The sequence below is a fragment of the Roseateles agri genome (genome assembly GCF_034043675.1).
Lineage (GTDB): Bacteria > Pseudomonadota > Gammaproteobacteria > Burkholderiales > Burkholderiaceae_C > KK5.
Genome location: NZ_JAXCLA010000001.1, coordinates 632,011 through 650,580, shown reverse-complemented (window position 1 = coordinate 650,580; position 18,570 = coordinate 632,011). Strand labels below are relative to the sequence as shown.

General features: G+C 68.6%; 14 protein-coding genes. 8 read left to right on the top strand and 6 right to left on the bottom strand.

Features of this window, described 5'->3' with window-relative positions; genetic code table 11:
• Positions 1-49 precede the first annotated feature (49 nt).
• The gene (locus SNE35_RS02870; RefSeq protein WP_320421312.1) at positions 50-1,033 is read left to right on the top strand and encodes a potassium channel beta subunit family protein; all 984 of its coding nucleotides are present in this window, start codon (positions 50-52) and stop codon (positions 1,031-1,033) included.
• A gap of 16 nt (positions 1,034-1,049) precedes the next feature.
• Here the strand turns inward: SNE35_RS02870 and SNE35_RS02865 are convergent, their stop codons facing one another.
• Positions 1,050-1,607 (bottom strand): GNAT family N-acetyltransferase, encoded by a 558-nt coding sequence (locus SNE35_RS02865; protein ID WP_320421311.1) that lies wholly within the window; start codon positions 1,605-1,607, stop codon positions 1,050-1,052.
• 5 nt (positions 1,608-1,612) lie between these two features.
• Positions 1,613-3,265: a diguanylate cyclase domain-containing protein gene (locus tag SNE35_RS02860; RefSeq protein ID WP_320421310.1), complete on the bottom strand. Its 1,653-nt coding sequence runs from the start codon at positions 3,263-3,265 to the stop codon at positions 1,613-1,615.
• Positions 3,266-3,453: 188 nt separating this feature from the next.
• Between SNE35_RS02860 and tkt the strand changes: the two genes are divergently transcribed.
• The 3 genes from tkt (at position 3,454) to SNE35_RS02845 (ending at position 9,219) form a co-directional block, all read left to right on the top strand.
• Positions 3,454-5,508 carry a transketolase gene (gene tkt / locus SNE35_RS02855; protein ID WP_320421309.1) on the top strand — a complete coding sequence of 685 codons (2,055 nt, stop codon included), beginning with the start codon at positions 3,454-3,456 and terminating at the stop codon, positions 5,506-5,508.
• A 127-nt stretch (positions 5,509-5,635) separates the two neighbouring features.
• Positions 5,636-6,637: a type I glyceraldehyde-3-phosphate dehydrogenase gene (gene gap, locus SNE35_RS02850; RefSeq protein WP_320421308.1), complete on the top strand. Its 1,002-nt coding sequence runs from the start codon at positions 5,636-5,638 to the stop codon at positions 6,635-6,637.
• Positions 6,638-6,822: 185 nt separating this feature from the next.
• Positions 6,823-9,219: a S8 family serine peptidase gene (locus SNE35_RS02845; RefSeq protein ID WP_320421307.1), complete on the top strand. Its 2,397-nt coding sequence runs from the start codon at positions 6,823-6,825 to the stop codon at positions 9,217-9,219.
• Positions 9,220-9,226: 7 nt separating this feature from the next.
• Here the strand turns inward: SNE35_RS02845 and SNE35_RS02840 are convergent, their stop codons facing one another.
• The 3 genes from SNE35_RS02840 to SNE35_RS02830 form a co-directional block, all read right to left on the bottom strand.
• Complete coding sequence (locus tag SNE35_RS02840; protein WP_320421306.1) at positions 9,227-9,928, bottom strand: hypothetical protein; 702 nt, start codon at positions 9,926-9,928, stop codon at positions 9,227-9,229.
• A 9-nt stretch (positions 9,929-9,937) separates the two neighbouring features.
• Positions 9,938-10,819 carry a biotin--[acetyl-CoA-carboxylase] ligase gene (locus tag SNE35_RS02835; protein WP_320421305.1) on the bottom strand — a complete coding sequence of 294 codons (882 nt, stop codon included), beginning with the start codon at positions 10,817-10,819 and terminating at the stop codon, positions 9,938-9,940.
• 67 nt (positions 10,820-10,886) lie between these two features.
• Positions 10,887-11,405 (bottom strand): SET domain-containing protein, encoded by a 519-nt coding sequence (locus SNE35_RS02830; RefSeq protein WP_320421304.1) that lies wholly within the window; start codon positions 11,403-11,405, stop codon positions 10,887-10,889.
• 102 nt (positions 11,406-11,507) lie between these two features.
• Here SNE35_RS02830 and SNE35_RS02825 point away from each other — a divergent pair, with 102 nt between their 5' ends.
• Entirely contained in the window at positions 11,508-14,096 is a 2,589-nt protein-coding gene (locus SNE35_RS02825; protein WP_320421303.1) for a DNA topoisomerase III, read from the top strand.
• Here SNE35_RS02825 and SNE35_RS02820 read toward each other — a convergent pair whose 3' ends face one another.
• On the bottom strand, positions 14,097-14,993 hold the full coding sequence (locus SNE35_RS02820) for a LysR family transcriptional regulator (protein WP_320421301.1): 897 nt from the start codon (positions 14,991-14,993) through the stop codon (positions 14,097-14,099). It abuts the gene before it with no gap.
• Positions 14,994-15,094: 101 nt separating this feature from the next.
• On the opposite strand from SNE35_RS02820, the gene SNE35_RS02815 reads away from it, so the two are divergent.
• The 3 genes from SNE35_RS02815 (at position 15,095) to SNE35_RS02805 (ending at position 18,570) form a co-directional block, all read left to right on the top strand.
• Positions 15,095-15,730 carry a glutathione S-transferase family protein gene (locus SNE35_RS02815; RefSeq protein ID WP_320421299.1) on the top strand — a complete coding sequence of 212 codons (636 nt, stop codon included), beginning with the start codon at positions 15,095-15,097 and terminating at the stop codon, positions 15,728-15,730.
• Entirely contained in the window at positions 15,727-16,629 is a 903-nt protein-coding gene (locus SNE35_RS02810) for a pyridoxamine 5'-phosphate oxidase family protein (RefSeq protein WP_320421298.1), read from the top strand. The genes SNE35_RS02815 and SNE35_RS02810 overlap by 4 nt, the downstream gene beginning before the upstream one ends.
• Before the next feature lie 123 nt (positions 16,630-16,752).
• Entirely contained in the window at positions 16,753-18,570 is a 1,818-nt protein-coding gene (locus SNE35_RS02805; protein WP_320421297.1) for an ATP-binding protein, read from the top strand.

Below are 18,570 nucleotides of genomic sequence, written 5' to 3'. Positions count from 1 at the left end.
CGCTGGCGCTAAGCTGCCGCCTTCGTTCATTGGAGGCAAGAGCAACACCATGCAATACCGTCGTCTGGGCCGCAGCGGCCTGCAGGTTTCCGAACTGTCCCTGGGCTCCTGGGTCACCTATCACAACCAGGTGGACACCAAGTCCGCCACCGAGATGCTGGCGGCCGCCTTCGACGCGGGCGTGAACTTCTTCGACAACGCCGAGGTTTATGCCCAGGGCGAGAGCGAAGTCGTGATGGGCGAGGCCTTCAAGGCGCTGAAGTGGAACCGGCTCGATTACGTCGTCTCGACCAAGTTCTTCTGGGGTCTGGAGCGCACGAGCAACACCGACACGAACCGCCGCAACACGCTCAATCGCAAGTACCTGATGCAGGCGATCGACGGTTCGCTGAAGCGCATGCAGCTGGACTTCATCGACCTCGTCTACTGCCACCGCCCCGATGCGAACACGCCGGTCGAGGAGACCGTCCGCGCGATGAGCGACATGATCACGCAGGGCAAGGCGCTGTACTGGGGCACCAGCGAATGGTCGGCCGCCGACATCCGCGCCGCCTGGGAGATCGCTGACAAGCACTCGCTGCACAAGCCGGTGATGGAACAGCCGCAGTACCACCTGTTCCACCGCAGCCGTGTCGAGAACGAATACGCGCGCCTCTACGAGGACACGGGCCTGGGCCTGACGACCTGGAGCCCGCTGGCTTCGGGCCTGCTCACCGGCAAGTACAAGAGCGGCATCCCGGCCGGCAGCCGCGGCTCGCTGGAATCGATGAGCTGGATGCGCGACGCGCTGCAGGACAAGGCGAAGAACGAAGCGGTGGCCGAGCTGGAGAAGATCGCCGCCGAGCTGGGCGGCAATGTCGCGCAGCTGGCGATCGCCTGGGTCAACCGCAATCCGCGCGTGTCCACCGTGATCCTCGGCGCCAGCAAGCTGAGCCAGTTGCAGGACAACCTCGGCGCGCTCGCCCTGACGCCGAAGCTGACGCCCGAGGTGCTAGCGCGCATCGACGCGATCTGCAAGCCGCTGGCGAAATAAGTAACCGGCTGGGGCGTTATCTGCGCGCCTGCTGCGACCACTCGGCTTGCAGCAGGCCGTAAAGAGCGCTGTCGGAGACTTCGCCGGCGACGATCCAGCGCTCCCGCAGCAAGCCCTCGCGCGTGAAGCCGAGGCGCTCCAGCACCTTGGCCGAACCGTCGTTGCGCGGATCGATGTCCGCCTCGATGCGGTTCAGCGCCATCGCCGGGCTGAAGCCGAAGTCGATCAAGGCCGTCAGCGCCTCGTTCATCAAACCCCGGCCCCAGGCCGCGCGGCCCAGTACATAGCCGATCTCGGCGCGGCGGCATTGGCGCGACCAGTCGAATAGCGTGCAGTCGCCGACGAAGCGGCCTTCATGCACGATCGCCAGCCGGAGGTGCGTGCCGGCCGCCATGTCCGCGGCGTCCTGCGCGATGCGTGCCTCGGCCTGCGCGAGTTCGGTCCAGGCGGGCCGGCTCAGGTAGCGTGCCACCTGCGCGTCGGCATTGATCTCCAGCAGTGCGGGTGCATCGTCCGGGACGGTCGGGCGCAGCAGCAGGCGGGGCGTGTGCAGCGTCAGTGCGGTGAAGGACATGCCGCTCAGTACCCGGGCGCGGTCACGAGCCGGTTGCGACCCTGGGCCTTGGCCTGGTAGAGCGCCAGGTCGGCCTGCGCCAGCCAGTTCGCGGCCGAGCTGTGGCTGCTGGCCTGGCCGCTGACGATGCCGATGCTGACGGTGATGAACGGCCCCTGCGGCGACACGTCGTGCGGCACGGCGGCCTCGCGCAGCTTCTGCATCACGCGCATGGCCACGTTCTGCGCGCCGCCCTCGTCGGTGTGCGGCAGCAGCAGCACGAACTCTTCGCCGCCGTAACGAGCGGCCAGGTCGCTGGGGCGGTTGGCGCAGATCCTCAGCACGTCGGCCACCGTCTGCAGGCAGGCGTCGCCGGCCGGGTGGCCGTTGTGGTCGTTGTAGAGCTTGAAGAAGTCCACGTCGATCAGCAGCACCGACAGCGGCTCGCTGGAGCGCAGCGCGCGGCGCCACTCGTCCTCGAGCCGGTTCATCAGCAGGCGGCGGTTGGCCAGCTCGGTGAGCGAGTCGGTCGTCGACAGGCGCAGCAGCTGCTCGTTGGCGTGCTGCAGCTCCACCTCGAAGCGCTTGCGCTCGGTGATGTCGGTCAGCACGGCGACGAAGAAGCGCGGGGTGCTGGCGTACTCTTCATCGTCGTCCAGCGGTGCCGGCCGCGTCTCGCCTTCGAGGGACGCCGGATCGACCGGTGCGCTGGCGGGCGCGTTCACCTCGGCCAGCGCCAGCTGCACCGTCAATGCGCGGCCGGACTTGTGCCGGACCTCGACCTCGCGCGGGCGGCCCAGCAGTTCACGGTCTTCCGCGCTGATGTAGGCCTGCACGTCCTGCCGCAGCAGGCGGCGCGAGGTCTCGCCCATCAGCACGCCGACGTCCTGGTCCAGCAGCTCCTCGTTCGTGTAGCCGAGCATCCGTTCGGTCGTCGGATTGGCGCTGCCGATGCGACCGTTGGTGTCCAGCGTCAGGATCGCCACGCCCGCCGTGCCGATGATGGCCTGCAGCTGCGCCTGGCTGGTCTGCAGCGCGCGCTCCTTGGCCACCAGCTCGGTCACGTCGAGCCGCGCGCACACCAGATAACCCTCCGCCGTGCGGCGCTCGTGGATCATCAGCGCGAAGCCGTCCGCCCATTGCTGCAGCAGCGGCAGGTCGCTCTGGCCGTGCTGGGCGATCCGGGCCTGCATCCAGGTTTCGACATCGGTCTGCTGCGCGTCCAGCGGCTGCTCACCGGCCTCGAAGCTCTGGCGCAGCAGCTGTTCGAAAGTGGGGCGCTTGGCGATGTCGAAATCGACCGCAGGGAACCAGTCGCGAGCGCGGCGGTTGGCCAGCAACAGGCGGTCCTGTTCGTCGTAGATCTCGAGGCCGACCGGCAGCACGTCGACCGCGCGCTCCAGCAGCTGTCGTTCCTGCTGGGCCTCGGCGCGTGCCTGCGCCAGCGCCTGATGCGTCTGTGCCAGTTCGGCCTGCGCATCGGCCCAGCCGCGCTGCTGCGCGCGCCAGAGCTGCACGGCGATCAGCGCGCCGGCCAGCAGGGTCAGCCCGTGCAGCGCGGGCGCCCAGGCCGGCGCCAGCAGCAGGGCCGCAAGATCCGCCGCGGCCAGCACCGCGCCGCCCAACAGCCACCAGGGCAGGGCCGCGGACAACTTGGCCTTGTCGGCGATGACCGTCATTGGATAAGGAGGAAGAGGAGGGAGGGGGGACGGGTCCGGGAAGCGAAGTCATTCTGCCCTGGACGCGGAACGGCGCTGAATCGGTGCTAATCCGTAGCGTCCGCGCCACCCGTCCGGGGCAGAAATACCGGGACTTGTCAGCCAAGTAAAATCCCTCGTTTCGTCCTTCGCAACTCCAGCAGCCCACCATGTCTGACACCGCCGCCGTCGTCGCCGCACCGACCTCCACCTCCTTGATGGCAAATGCCATCCGCGCGCTGGCGATGGATGCCGTGCAGCAGGCCAACTCCGGCCACCCCGGCGCCCCGATGGGCATGGCCGACATCGCCGTCGCGCTGTGGGGCCGCCACCTGCGCCACAACCCGACGAACCCGCACTGGGCCGACCGCGACCGCTTCGTGCTGTCCAACGGCCACGGCTCGATGCTGCTGTACGCGCTGCTGCATCTGACCGGCTATGACCTGCCGATCGGCGAGCTGAAGAATTTCCGCCAGCTGCACAGCAAGACGCCAGGTCACCCGGAAGTGGGCATCACCCCGGGCGTCGAGACGACCACCGGCCCGCTGGGCCAGGGCCTGACGAACGCCGTCGGCCTGGCGCTGGCCGAGAAGATGCTGGCCAAGGAATTCAACCGCGACGGCCACGCCATCGTCGACCACCACACCTACGTGTTCATGGGTGACGGCTGCCTGATGGAAGGCATCAGCCACGAGGCCTGCGCGCTGGCCGGCGCCTGGAAGCTGAACAAGCTGGTCGCCGTCTACGACGACAACGGCATCTCGATCGACGGCAAGGTCGCGCCCTGGTTCATCGACGACACCGCCAAGCGCTTCGACGCCTACGGCTGGAACGTGATCGGCCCGATCGACGGCCATGACGTCGACGCCGTCGATGCCGCCATCGCGCAGGCCAAGACCAGCACCGACAAGCCGACGATCATCATCGCCAAGACCACCATCGGCAAGGGCTCGCCGAACCGCGCCGGCACCGCCAAGGCGCACGGCGAAGCACTGGGCGCCGACGAGATCAAGCTGACCCGCGAGGCGCTGGGCTGGCCCTACGAGCCCTTCGTCGTGCCGGCCGAGGTCTATGCCGACTGGGACGCCAAGGCCGCCGGCGCCGCCGCCGAAGGCGAGTGGGACACCCGCTTCGACGCCTACGCCGCCGCCTTCCCCGAGCAGGCCGCCGAGTTCCAGCGCCGCATGGCCGGCGTGCTGCCGAAGGACTTCGCCCAGGTCGCCGTCGACGCGGTGATCGAAGCCCACACCAAGGCCGAGACCGTCGCCACCCGCAAGGCCAGCCAGCTCGCGCTGGAGCACTTCACCGCCAAGCTGCCCGAGATGCTCGGCGGCAGCGCCGACCTGACCGGCTCCAACCTGACCAACACCAAGGCCGCCACGCCCTTCCGCCTGGAAGCCGACGGCACGCCGAACGGCGGCCGCCACATCAACTACGGCGTGCGCGAGTTCGGCATGGCCGCGATCATGAACGGCATCGCGCTGCACGGCGGCTACATCCCCTACGGCGGCACCTTCCTGACCTTCAGCGACTACAGCCGCAACGCCATCCGCATGGCCGCGCTGATGAAGCAACGTGTCATCCACGTGTTCACCCATGACTCGATCGGCCTGGGCGAAGACGGCCCGACGCACCAGTCGATCGAACACGTCGCTAGCCTGCGCCTGATCCCGGGCCTGGACGTCTGGCGCCCGGCCGACACGGCCGAAACCGCCGTGGCCTGGACGATGGCTTTGAGCAATGCATCGCGCCCGAGCGCGCTGGCGCTGAGCCGTCAGAACCTGCCCTACGCGAACAAGCTGCAGCTCGACGAGATCAGCAAGGGCGGCTACGTGCTGCGCGAGCCCGCCAAGAAGGCCAAGGGCGTGATCATCGCCACCGGCTCCGAAGTGCAACTGGCCCTGTCCGCCCAGGCCGCGCTGGCCGAACAAGGCATCCACGTGCGCGTCGTCTCGATGCCGTCGACCAGCGTGTTCGACCGCCAGGACGCCAAGTACAAGCAAAGCGTGCTGCCCGCTGGCCTGCCGCGCGTCGCTGTAGAAATGGGCGTCAGCGACGGTTGGTGGAAGTACGGCTGCGCTGCCGTCGTCGGCATCGACACCTTCGGCGAATCCGCCCCGGCCCCGGTGCTGTTCAAGTACTTCGGCTTCACGGTCGAGAACGTCGTCGACACCGTCAAGGTGGCGCTGGGTGTGGCGAAGCTGAAGGCGCCGAAGAAGCGCTGATTGCCCGCGGTGCGGGTGTGGTCCGGCGTTTGCTTGATCCACCCGTGTAACCGCAAATCGATATCCTTCCGGCTTCGCCCCGGGCGGCGCGCCGCAGTCTGACTTTTCATAGCCTGGAGACTCTCTCATGACGATCAAGATCGGTATCAACGGCTTCGGCCGTATCGGCCGCATGGTGTTCCGTGCTGCCATCGCGAACTTCAAGGACGTTGAAGTCGTCGGCATCAACGACTTGCTGGAGCCGGACTACCTGGCCTACATGCTCAAGCACGACTCCGTGCACGGCCGCTTCGACGGCGAGGTGTCGGTGGACGGCCAGACGCTGATCGTCAACGGCAAGCGCATCCGCCTGACCGCCGTGAAGGATCCGGCCGAGTTGAAGTGGGGCGAGGTCGGTGCCGACATCGTCGTCGAATCGACGGGCCTGTTCCTCGACAAGGCCGGCGGCGAGAAGCACCTGGCCGCGGGTGCGAAGAAGGTCATCATGTCGGCCCCGTCCAAGGACGACACGCCGATGTTCGTCTTCGGCGTCAACGACAAGACCTACGTCGGCCAAGCCATCATCTCCAACGCTTCGTGCACGACCAACTGCTTGGCCCCGCTGGCCAAGGTGCTGAACGACAAGTGGGGCATCAAGCGCGGCCTGATGACAACGGTGCACGCCACCACCGCCACGCAGAAGACCGTGGACGGCCCGAGCAACAAGGACTGGCGCGGCGGCCGCGGCATCCTGGAGAACATCATCCCGTCGAGCACCGGCGCGGCCAAGGCTGTCGGCGTGGTGATTCCCGAGCTGAACAAGAAGCTGACCGGCATGAGCTTCCGCGTGCCGACTTCCGACGTGTCGGTCGTCGACCTGACCGTCGAGCTGGTCAACGAAGCCAGCTACAAGGAAATTTGCGCCGAGTTCAAGGCGCAGTCCGAGGGTGCGCTGAAGGGCGTGCTGGGCTACACGGAAGACAAGGTCGTCGCGACCGACTTCCGTGGCGACCCGCGCACCTCGATCTTCGACGCCGATGCCGGCATTGCGCTGGACGGTACCTTCGTCAAGCTCGTGTCCTGGTACGACAACGAGTGGGGCTACTCGAACAAGGTGCTGGAGATGGTTCGCGTCGTGGCCAAGGCCTGACTGACCGTCGACTGACCTGCAAGAGAGGGCCTGCGTGAGCAGGCCCTTTTTCATGGTCCGTGTCTATTTGATGGAACTGCCCGTTTCTTTGTCTGATTCTTTACCGCGTGTGTCTGGGGCTAACACCTAAACTCATCGGCGCCCGGCGATGATCCGCCGACAAGACACCGCCGAGGTAAGAGCTTATGGGACGACGCATTTCTTCATTCGCACTGGGTCTGGCTGCCTTGCTGGCTACCGGCGTACAGCTCCTTCCAGCGGCTGTCGCTGCCGACACGAGCACAACGAGCAGCAGCGACGAAGTCGGCCGCGTGATCGTCCGCTTCAAGGCCGGCGCGGATTCGGTGAAGGCTCACACGATGACGCGGGCGATGTCCCGCGCCGAGGTCAAGGACATCGCGCAGACCCGCGCGCGGGCACTGGGCCTGCGCCGAGGGCTGGTGAAGACGGCCACGGCCGACTCGCAGATCCACGGTGGCCGCGCGCTGGACGACCGCACGCAGGTCGTGATGGTGAAGGGCATCAGCTCGGCGGCACTGGCGACCCAGCTGGCCGCTGACGGCGAGGTCGAATTCGTCGCCGTCGACACGCTGCGCAAGCGCGGCGCCGCGGCGGTGCCCAACGACCCGATCTACGGCGGCGCGACGATCGCTCCGGTCACCGTGAACGGCAGCGGCGTCTCGCTGCGTACGCTGGACCAGTGGTACCTGAAGGCCCCGACCACCGACGTGGTGTCCAGCATCAACGTCCCCGGCGCCTGGGATGTCACGACCGGCGCGAGCTCGGTCGTCGTCGCGGTGGTCGACACCGGCGTGCGCTTCGACCATCCGGACCTGACGAGCAAGTTCATCGCCACCACGGACACGACGAACTTCCCCAGCGGCTACGTGGGCTACGACTTCATCGGCTACGGCGAGAGCGGCAGCTCGGCCTCGATCGCTGCGGCCAACGACGGCAATGGCGCCGATGGCGATGCTTCCGACCCGGGCGATTGGGTCGCCCAGAGCGATATCGGCAAGCTCGGCAGCAGTTGCACCAGCGACGACATCAGCAACAGCTCCTGGCACGGCACCCGCGTTTCCGGCCTGATCGGCGCGGCCATCAACAACGGCACCGGCATGGCCGGCGTGTCCTGGGGCTCGATGATCCTGCCGGTGCGCGTGCTCGGCAAATGCGGCGGCTACGACTCCGACATCATGGCCGGCATGCTGTGGGCCGCGGGCATCGCCGTACCGGGCACGCCGACGAACCCGAACAAGGCCAAGGTCATCAACATGAGCCTCGGCAGTTCCTCGGCCGAGACCTGCACAGGCAGCGGCTCCGGCACCTATCCGGGCACGATCAGCCAGGTGACCGCGGCCGGCACGACCATCGTCGTGGCCGCCGGTAACAGCGAAGGCCTGGGGCTCGGTATTCCCGGCAGTTGCAGCGGCGTGATCACCGTCGCCGGCCTGCGCCATGCAGGCAGCAAGGTGGGCTTCTCCAGCCTCGGTTCCAACGTGGCGATCGCCGCGCCGGGCGGCAACTGCGTCAACGTGGATGCAAACGGCAACGCGACCGGCGACTGCATCTACACGATCCAGAGCACCGTCAATCAAGGCACAACCACGCCGGGCACCAACGGCTACACCGGCACCACCGCATCGGTCGGCACGAGCTTCTCGACCCCGCTGGTGGCCGGCACCGTGGCGCTGATGCTCTCGGCCAATTCCTCGCTGACCCCGACGCAGGTCAAGAGCATCCTGCAGAGCACGGCTCGAAGCTTCGTGACGAGCGGCGCCACGGCCGGCATCCCTGCCTGCCACGCTCCGACCAGCGCCACGCAGGACGAGTGCTATTGCACGACCAGCACCTGCGGCGCCGGCATGCTGGACGCCGCGAAGGCGGTCGCGCTGGCGCAGTCGGCCGGCAGCGGCACGGTCACGGCGACCGCCTCGCCGACGACGGTGAAGGCTGGTGCCACGGCCACCCTGAGTGCTGCCAGCAGCCTGTCCAGCGGCGTGACGGCGGCAAGTACCGCCTGGACCATCGTCAGCGGGCCGGCCACCATCACCTCGGGCGCCAGCGCGAGCACGGCGACGATCACGACGAACGGCGTCGGCACCGTCGTCGCGCAGGCCACGGTCACGGACAACCTCGGCTTCACGCACTCCGGCCAGGCGACGATCACTGTCAGCGCGGCCGACCCGAGCGGGACGATCAGCGTGAGCCCGTCGACGGCCAGCCCCACCGCCGGCACCTCGGTGAGCTTGAGCATCGGCAGCGGCACGCTGGGCACGGGCCGTTCGATCGCCAGCGCCAGCTGGACGGTGGTCAGCGGCACCGGCACGTTGACGAATGCCAGCTCGACGGTCGCGACCCTGGCCACCTCGGCTGCCGGCACGATCGTTGTGCAGGTCCAGGCGACCGACAACCTCGGCGCCAGCTACACGGCGCAGGGGACGATCACGGTCGCGGAGAGTCTGCCGACGTCCACGACGACGGGCAGCAGCAGTGGCGGCGGTGGTGGTGCATTCAGCGCCGCCTGGCTCGCCTTGCTGGCCGTCGCCTGCGTGGCCCTGCGCCGCAGGGCGGCTGCCTGAGCCGGTTCTAGTTGCCGCTGGCCGCCGATGAGGCGGCCGCGGCGGTTCCGGTCGTGGCGGTACAAGCCTTGAAGCCACCCGCCAGCGCCGGATCCTTCGCCGCAGCGGCCTTCAGACGCGCCTGCAGCGCACCGTCGGCCTCCGCGATCTGCAGGCCGTAGTGCTTGGCCGGTGCCTGCAACTGCATCACCCGCAGCCCCTTCAGTGCCCGTGCCTCGAAGCCGTCCAGCGCGGCCTGGGCGGCGCCGGCGCTGGCGTAGCGGCCCAGCACGAGCGAGGGCAGTTCGTCGGCGGCCACGCCGGTCAGCGGCTCGAAGGCGATGTGCAGGCGCTTGTAGGTCTCTTCCTTGCGGTCGCGGAAGTCCTTCGTGCCGAGCTTGATCGTGGCGACGACCCATTGGCCCGGCAGGTCGCTGGTGCTGGCGGCGGCGTTCGTCACGCCTACCTTGCCAAGCGCCGCCTGCGCGGCCTGCAGCGCGGCCTCGTTGTCCAGCGCGCCGGCGTATTCAAGGCAGCTGCGCTGTTGCAGCGCGGCGGCGGCCTGGGCGCCGAGGATCTGGATGCGTTCGGGGTGGAGCTGGCGCGCCTGGCGCTCGGGCTCGCTGTCGCCGCTGGCTTTGACGCCGACGACGCTGTCCAGCCAGCCACGGGTCCAGCCGAAGAAGAGGGCGTTGACGACGACGAGCAGGACGACGAGCGTGCGCAGCATCGTGGGGGGTCAGGCTTTGCTGCCGGCCAGGCGCACGCTGACCTCGCCGCCGCTGACCGGCTGCACGACCCCGCCGGCCGTCTCGACCTGCAGGTTGCCGCCGGCGTCGACGCCGCGCGAGATGCCTTCCAGCGTGCCGGCGCTGACCGCGCGGTCCAGCGTCAGGTCACGCCGCGCATAGGCAGCCTGCCAGGGCGCGAAGCCGGCCTGCGGGAAGTCGTGCAGGGCCTGGGCCAGCGCCGGCGCGATGCGGGCGAGCACGTCGGGCGCCGTCGGCGCCGGAGCATCGGGCGGATAGAACTCGCTGAGGGCCGCGAAGCCGGTGCTGAACACCGGCGCGCCCATGCCCTCGTGCGGCGCGACGGCCGCCTGCTCGCTGATGTTCAGGCCGATGCCGACGATCGCCATGCGCTGCGCGCCGGCTGGCACCGTCTCGATCAGGATGCCGCCGAGCTTGCGGCCGCCGGCTTCGTTGACCAGCCAGATGTCGTTGGGCCACTTCAGCTGCAGGCGCGGCGCCTGGCCTTCGGCCAACGGCTCCAGCGCGTCGGCGACGGCGCAGCCGACGGCCAGCGACAGGCCGGACCAGTCGTCCATGTCCAGCGCGACGCCCAGCGAGAAGGTGAGCGAGGCGCTGGGCGCGGAAACCCAGGGGCGGCCCATGCGGCCGCGGCCCTGCGTCTGGTGTTCGGCGACGAGCAGGCAGGGCTGCATGTCGTGCGAGCGGCGGCCGTAGGCCTGGTTCTCCCCGCGCGACTCCTTGCGCACCCGCTCCAGCAGTGCGGTGTTCGTGGATTCGGTGCGCGCGACGACCTCGATGCTGACGCCCGGCAACAGCGGCGAGAGCTGCTGCCACAGCGCTTCGACCTTCCAGTTCTGCGGGGTGTCCATGAGCGATGGCTTGTCTTGGTAGGGGTCGATGCTAACGCCGCTGTTCAAAGGCTTCATCCGCGCTCCATCACCGACGCTTTGGGGCCAGCATCGTGCCCCTGCAGTTTGCGCTGCCACAGTAGCAGGCGAACTCCTTTTTGAGCTTCGGCGTGTAGCGCTCGTCGATGACAAGGCCGTAGTCGTAGAACAGTTCTTCGCCGGGCGAGAGGTCGGCCAGCGCCTTGATGAAGACGCGGCCGTCGACCTCGTCGGCCTCGCAGTTGGGGTCGCAGCTGTGGTTGATCCAGCGCGAGCTGTTGCCGCCGTGTAGTGCGTCGATCACCTCGCCGGTGTCGACGTGGAAGTAGAAGGTATGGTTGGGCTGCTTGGGATCGTGCGGATGGCGGTCCATCGCCTCGTCCCAGCTGATGCGTTCGCCGACGTACTCGATCAGCGTGTCGCCGGCCGCGATCGGCGCCACCGCGAAGACGCCGCGTCCATGCACGCCCGAGCGGCGGACCTGGATGCGGCGGCCGGCACCCGCCTTGCCCGGCGTCTGCTTCGTCGTCGGGGGCGTCTTGCGGTCGGCGGGCTTTTTGGGCGTCATCGGAAGTTGTGGTTACATTGAATTCATGGGTGCGCGCGCGTACGTATGTGCGTGCGCGAGGCGGATTGTAGGCAGGGACCTGTTGGAAATTAGTCGATCGATATGAGCAAGACACTGATCATTGCCGAGAAGCCTTCGGTGGCGCAGGACATCGTGCGGGCCTTGCAGCCCGGCACGGGCAAGTTCGACAAGCACGACGAGTATTTCGAGAACGACGCGTACGTCGTGAGCTCGGCGGTCGGCCATCTGGTGGAAATCAAGGCGCCGGAGGAGTTCGACGTCAAGCGCGGCAAGTGGAGCTTCGCGAACCTGCCGGTGATCCCGCCGCACTTCGATCTGAACCCGATCGACAAGAGCAAGGGCCGGCTCAACGCGCTGGTGAAGCTGATCCGCCGCAAGGACGTCACCGCCCTGATCAACGCCTGCGACGCGGGCCGCGAGGGCGAGCTGATCTTCCGGCTGATCCTGCAGTACGCGCAGCCGGCCAAGGGCAAGCTGGACAAGCCGGTGCAGCGGCTGTGGCTGCAGTCGATGACGCCGCAGGCGATCCGCGACGGCTTCGACAAGCTGCGCTCCGACAAGCAGATGCTGCCGCTGGCCGACGCGGCGCGTTGCCGCTCGGAGGCCGACTGGCTGGTCGGCATCAACGGCACGCGGGCGATGACGGCCTTCAACTCGCGCGACGGCGGTTTCTTCCTGACCACCGTCGGCCGCGTGCAGACGCCCACCTTGTCCATCGTCGTCGAGCGCGAGGAGAAGATCCGCAAGCACGTGGCGCGCGACTACTGGGAAGTGCGCGGCACCTTCGACGCCCAGGCGGGCCTCTACGAAGGCAAGTGGTTCGACCCGAAGTGGAAGAAGGGCGACGACGCCGAGGCGCGCGCCGATCGGATCTGGAACGAGGCCGACGCCCAGGCGATTGCCAAGGCCGTGCTGGGCCAGCCGGCCGTCGTCACCGAAGAGAGCAAGCCCACGACCAGTTCCTGCGGCGGCCTCTATGACCTGACCACCTTGCAGCGCGAGGCCAACTCGCGCTTCGGCTTCTCGGCCAAGACAACGCTGTCGATCGCCCAGGCGCTGTACGAGAAGCACAAGGTGCTGACCTATCCGCGCACCGACTCGCGCTTCCTGCCCGAGGACTACCTCGCTGTCGCGAAGCAGACGACCGAGATGCTGGCCAAGGAAGACATGCCCGGCCCGCTGCGCGAACTGAGCGCGCATGCCAAGACCTCGGTCAAGAACGGCTACGTCAAGCCGACCAAGAAGGTCTTCGACAACGCCAAGGTCTCGGACCACTTCGCGATCATCCCGACCTTGCAGGCGCCCAAGAGCCTGACCGAGATCGAGGCCAAGCTGTACGACATGGTCGTCAAGCGCTTCCTGGCCGTGTTCTTCCCGCCGGCGGAATTCCTCGTCACCACCCGCATCAGCAAGGTCGGCGAGCACAGCTTCCAGACCAACGGCAAGGTGCTCGTGAAGGCCGGCTGGCTGGCCGTCTACGGCAAGGAAGAACAGGACGACGACGCCAACCTCGTGCCGGTGGCACCGGGCGAGCTGGTGCGCACCGAGAGCGTGGACGTGAAGGGCCTGGCCACCAAGCCGCCGGCCCGCTACACCGAAGCGACCTTGCTCTCCGCGATGGAAGGCGCCGGCAAGCTGGTCGAGGACGACGAGCTGCGCGAAGCGATGGGCGAGAAGGGCCTGGGCACGCCAGCCACCCGCGCCGCCACGATCGAAGGCCTGATCACCGAGAAGTACATGCTGCGCGAAGGCCGCGAGCTGATCCCCACGGCCAAGGCCTTCCAGCTGATGACCTTGCTGCGCGGCCTGGACGTCGAGGACCTCACCAAGCCCGAGCTGACCGGCAACTGGGAGCACCAGCTGGCCGAGATGGAGAAGGGGCGCCTCGACCGCGACGCCTTCATGGCCAATATCGCGTCGATGACCGAGCGCATCGTGCAGAAGGCCAAGAGCTACGACCGCGACACGATCCCGGGCGACTACGCGACCCTGAAGACGCCCTGCCCGAACTGCGGCGGCGTGGTCAAGGAGAACTACCGCCGCTTCACCTGCATGGGCAAGCATGCCGACGGCTCCGACGCCTGCGGCTTCAGCATCGGCAAGATTCCCGCCGGCCGCAGCTTCGAGCTGCCCGAGGTGGAGGCGCTGCTGCACGACAAGAAGATCGGCCCGCTGGAAGGCTTCCGCTCCAAGGCGGGTTGGCCCTTCACCGCCGAGCTGGCCCTGGTGTTCGACGACGAGATCAAGAATTGGAAGCTCGAGTTCGATTTCGGCGAAGACGCGAAGAAGGCCGAGAACGACGGCGAGCCGGTCGATTTCAGCGGCCAGACCTCGCTGGGCCATTGCCCCAAGTGCGGCGGCAAGGTCTACGATTTCGGCAGCAACTACGTCTGCGAACACGCGGTCGGCGACAAGATCACCTGCGACTTCAAGAGCGGCAAGATCATCCTGCAGCAGCCGGTCGAGCCGGAGCAGGTGCAGAAGCTGCTGAGCACCGGCAAGACCGACCTGCTGGAGAACTTCGTCTCCAACAAGACGCGGCGCAAGTTCAAGGCCTTCCTCACCTACGACAAGAAGGAAGGCAAGGTTGTGTTCGAGTTCGAGCCGCGCCCGGCCAAGGGCGCGCCGCCGGCGAAGAAGGCCGCTGCCAAGAAGACCGCCAAGGCCTGATCAGAGCTCGCCGCGCAGCACCGGCTCCGCGGCGAGCCGCTCGCGTGCGAACTCGATGAAGGCCCGCACCTTGGCCGGCGCTCGCCGCCCCGCCGGGTAGACCAGGTGCACCGGCACCGGCGGCAGCGTGTGCTCGTCGAGCACGGTGCGCAGCCGGCCGGCCCGCAGGTCGGCTGCGGCCTGGTAGATCAGGCAGCGCGTCAGCCCATGGCCGGCCACGGCGGCGGCGATGGAGACCTCGTTGTTGTTGGTGATCCAGTCGATCCGTGGATGGCCGAGCTGGCCATCGCGCAGGCGCCAGGGTGATGGGTTCAGGCCGTCCTGCGCGTAGGCGATGGCACGGTGGGATGCCAGATCCTGCGGCGTGCGCGGCTCGCCGTGCGCTGCCAGATATTCCGGCGACGCGACGACGACGCGCCGCAGCGCGCCGACCGGCAGCGCCGTCAGCCCCGAGTCCGGCAAATGCGCGATGCGCAGCGCCACGTCGATGCCCTCGTCCAGCAGATGCACGACCCGATCGGCGAACAGCGTGCGCACCTGCACCTGCGGCTGCGCGCGCAGGAAATCCAGCACCACCGGCGCCACGTGCAGCCGGCCGAACATCTGCGGCGCCGTCACGGCCAGCCAGCCGCGCGCCTGGCCATCGGCAGCGGCGGCTTCGGCCTCGTCCAGGTCCGCCAGGATGCGCCGGCAGTCGGCCAGGAAACGTTCGCCGGCCTCGCTGAGCCGCACCGTGCGCGTGCTGCGCAAGAGCAGCACCACGCCCAGCCGCTTCTCCAGCGCGCCGATCGCCCGCGTGATCGCCGGCGGCGACACACCCAGGCGGCGCGCCGCCGCGGCGAAGCCCTGCAGGTCGGCGATGGCGACGAAGGCGCGCAGCGTGTCGAGATGGTCCATTGAACTGTTTCGCCTGGAGGAATTCTGAAAGGCCGACTTTCGATATTCCAACCGAATCTGGCAATAGCTATCGTGAACGCAATCGAATCGAGGAGCGTCAGATGAACGTCGAAGTTAGCCCCGCCCAGCCGCTGCGCCTGTACCGCGCCTTCATTTCCGGCCACTGCCACCGGGTCGAGCTGATGTTGAGCCTGCTGGGCCTGCCCTACGAGAACGTCGAGGTGAACCTGCGGGCCGGCGAACAGCGTCAGCCGGCCTTCCTGGCGCTGAACCCGCTGGGCCAGGTGCCCGTGCTGGAGGACGGCGACACCGCGCTGGCCGACAGCAATGCGATCCTGGTCTACCTGGTGCGCCGCTACGCGCCGGGCTCGGCCTGGCTGCCCGAGGATCCGGTGGCCGCCGCGCGGCTGCAGCGCTGGTTCTCGCTGGCCGCCAGCCTGCTGGACTACGGCACGGCCACGGCGCGCTACTCGGCGCTGATCGGCCGCCCGGTCACCGACGAAAACCGCAGCGAAGGCCATCGGCTGCTGGCGCTGATGGAGGCGCAGCTCGCTGCCACGCCCTGGCTGCTGGGCGGCGACGCGCCGACCCTGGCCGACATCGCGCTGTACAGCTACAACTCGCAGGCCGGCATCGGCGGCATCGCGCTGGACGACTATCCGGCCGTGCGCGCCTGGCTGACGCGCATCGAGGCGCTGCCCGGCTTCATCCCTCTGCCATCGAGGCTCGTGTCATGACCGCCGGTGCCAGCTTCCACGCCGGCGAGCAGGCGATGCAGGCACGCGTGGGCCTGCGCGAGCGGATGGCGGCGATCGGCCCGCAGGTGGTGCGCGACCACATGCCCGACCAGCACCGCGAGCTGTTCGGCAAGCTGCCGACCCTGTTGCTCGGTGCGCTGGACGAGGCGGGCCAGCCCTGGGCGACGATGCTGGCCGGGCCGCCGGGCTTCGTGACGACGCCCGATGCGCGGCGGATGCGGATCGACGCGGCACGCCGCGCCGGCGATCCGGCACTGGCCGGCCTGCACGAAGGCGCGCCGGTCGGTCTGCTGGGCCTGGAGCCGCACACGCGCCGACGCAACCGGATGAACGGCGTCGTCGAGCGCTGGCCGGAGGGCGGGGCGCTGGAGATCGCCGTGCGGCAGAGCTTCGGCAACTGCCCCAAGTACATCGTGCCGCGCGAGCCGGAGCGCCTCGCCGCCGTGCCGCAGCCGGTGCAGCTTCTCGGGCCGCAGCTCGACGAAGCCGCGCTGGCGCTGATCCGTCGCAGCGACACGCTGTTCATCGCCAGCGCCTCGGCCCGGCCCGATGCCGACGAGCGCAGCGAGGGCGTCGACGTGTCGCACCGCGGCGGCCCGCCCGGTTTCGTCGCCATCGAGCCCGAGGCCGACGGGCTTGTGCTGGTCCTGCCCGACTATCCCGGCAATCGCTTCTTCATGACCATGGGCAACCTCAGCGTCAATCCGGCCGCCGGCCTGCTGTGGCTGGACCACCACGACGGCACCTTGCTGCAGGTGGCGGCGCAGGCCGAGCTGCGCCTGGACGGCGAGCAACCCAGCGTGCGGCTGCGCGTGCTCGGCGGCGTGCGCCAGCCGGCGGCCTTGCCGTGGCGCTGGCACAAGCTGGCCGTCGCGTGACCAGGGGTCCACCCGTGCTTAGGCTTCGTTCTGTTTCATTTATGCTGCCCTCGCGAGAAATAGGAGAGGAAGAGCAGCATGGTGATGCCCGCGCCGGTCAGGTTTGGTATTCAGGCGCGTCTGATGATCGGCATTGCTTTGGTGGCGAGCGTGCTCGTGTCGGCCATCGGCTGGTACTGGGTGAGCTTCGAGGCGCGCGAGCAGAGCGAGGCCTTGCAGCATCGCCAGGCCCAGATGGCGGGCCTGGTCGCGCGGGGCTTCGCCGGGCCGGTCTGGAACCTCGATGCCTCGGCGATAGACAGCCTGCTCGACGCCGTGATGGCCGATCCGGAGGTCCAGTCGATCGAGATCCGCAGCACAGGCTTGAAGGTGCCGCCGATGCAGCGCGCGCGGGAGACGCCGCCGGTCGAGCCGGTGGTGCGCGAGTTCGACATCCAGCACGAGGGCGAGGTGCCCGGCGCCGACAGCGCGCCGGTGGCCCGGGCGCGGCTGGTCTACACGCAGGCGCAGGTGGTGGAGCGCGTCGCGCGCACGCGGGACTTCGTCGCCGGGCTGCTGGCGGCCGTGCTGCTTGCCGTCCTGGTAACGAGTTATGTGCTCGTCAACAAGCTGATCTGCCAGCCGGTGGTGGCGCTGGGCAAGATGGCGCAGGCGGTGGCGGGCGGCGACCTCGGTGCGAGCGTGCCGGTCGAGCGCACGGACGAGCTGGGCGTGCTGGCCCAGCAGTTCAACACGATGAGCGCGCAGCTGCGCGATTCCTCGCAGGACCTGCGGCGCAGCGAGGAGCGCTACCGCAGCCTGTTCGAGAACGCCACCGAAGGCATCTTCCAGGCCAATGGCCGCGGCCGCCTGATCGGACTGAACCGCAGGATGGCCTCGATGCTGGGCTTCGCCAGCCCCGCGCAGGCGCTGGGCCTGGCGACGCGGCTGCGGCGCATCGTGCAGCTCGAAGGGCCCGAGTTCAAGCGCATTGCACGGGCGCTGATCCGGCACCGGCTGCTGCAACAGGTGCCGGTGCTGATCGCCACGCGCGAAGGGCGGCAGCTGTGGGTGGAGCTGTCCGCCCACATCGTGCCGGCGGCGGATGGCCAGGGCCTGCGGGTCGAGGGCATGCTGACCGACATCACCCAGCGCCGCCTGGCCGAGCAGGAGCTGACGCGCCACCGCGACCACCTGGAGGAACTGGTGGCCGGCCGCACGCAGGAGCTGACCCGCGCGAAGCAGCGCGCGGAAGAGGCCAACCAGAGCAAGAGCCGCTTCCTCGCAACGATGAGCCACGAGTTCCGCACGCCGCTGAACGCGATTCTCGGCTTCTCGCAGCTGCTGCAGATGGACGACAGCCTCGGCGGCACGCAGCAGGGCAAGGTGCGGTTGATCCGCGATTCGGGCGAGCATCTGCTGAGCCTGATCTCCGACGTGCTGGACATGGCCAGCATCGAGGCCGGCAAGGTGCGGCTGCAGCCGGCGCCGCTGGACCTGCATGCGCTGCTGGACGCGGTCTGCGACGCGGTGCGGCTGCGGGCCGAGCAGAAGCTGCTGCGCTTCGGCGTCGACCTGGACCCGGAGCTGCCCTACCGGCTCGTGGCGGACGGCCAGCGCGTGCGGCAGGTGCTGCTGAACCTGCTGTCCAACGCGGTCAAGTTCACCGACCACGGCGAGGTTGTGCTCGCGGTGCGCGTGCAGGCGCAGCAGCCCGGCAACACGCGGCTGCACTTCGAGGTGCGCGACAGCGGCATCGGCATGGACTCGATCCAGATGGCGCGCCTGTTCCAGCCCTTCGAGCAGGTGTCCGACGAGGCACGCCGCCAGGGCGGCACGGGCCTGGGGCTGTCGATCAGCCAGCAACTGGTGCGGCTGATGGACGGCCAGCTGCGCGTGCAGAGCGAGCCGGGCCGGGGCAGCGTGTTCAGCTTCGAACTCGCGTTCCAGACGGTCAGCTGA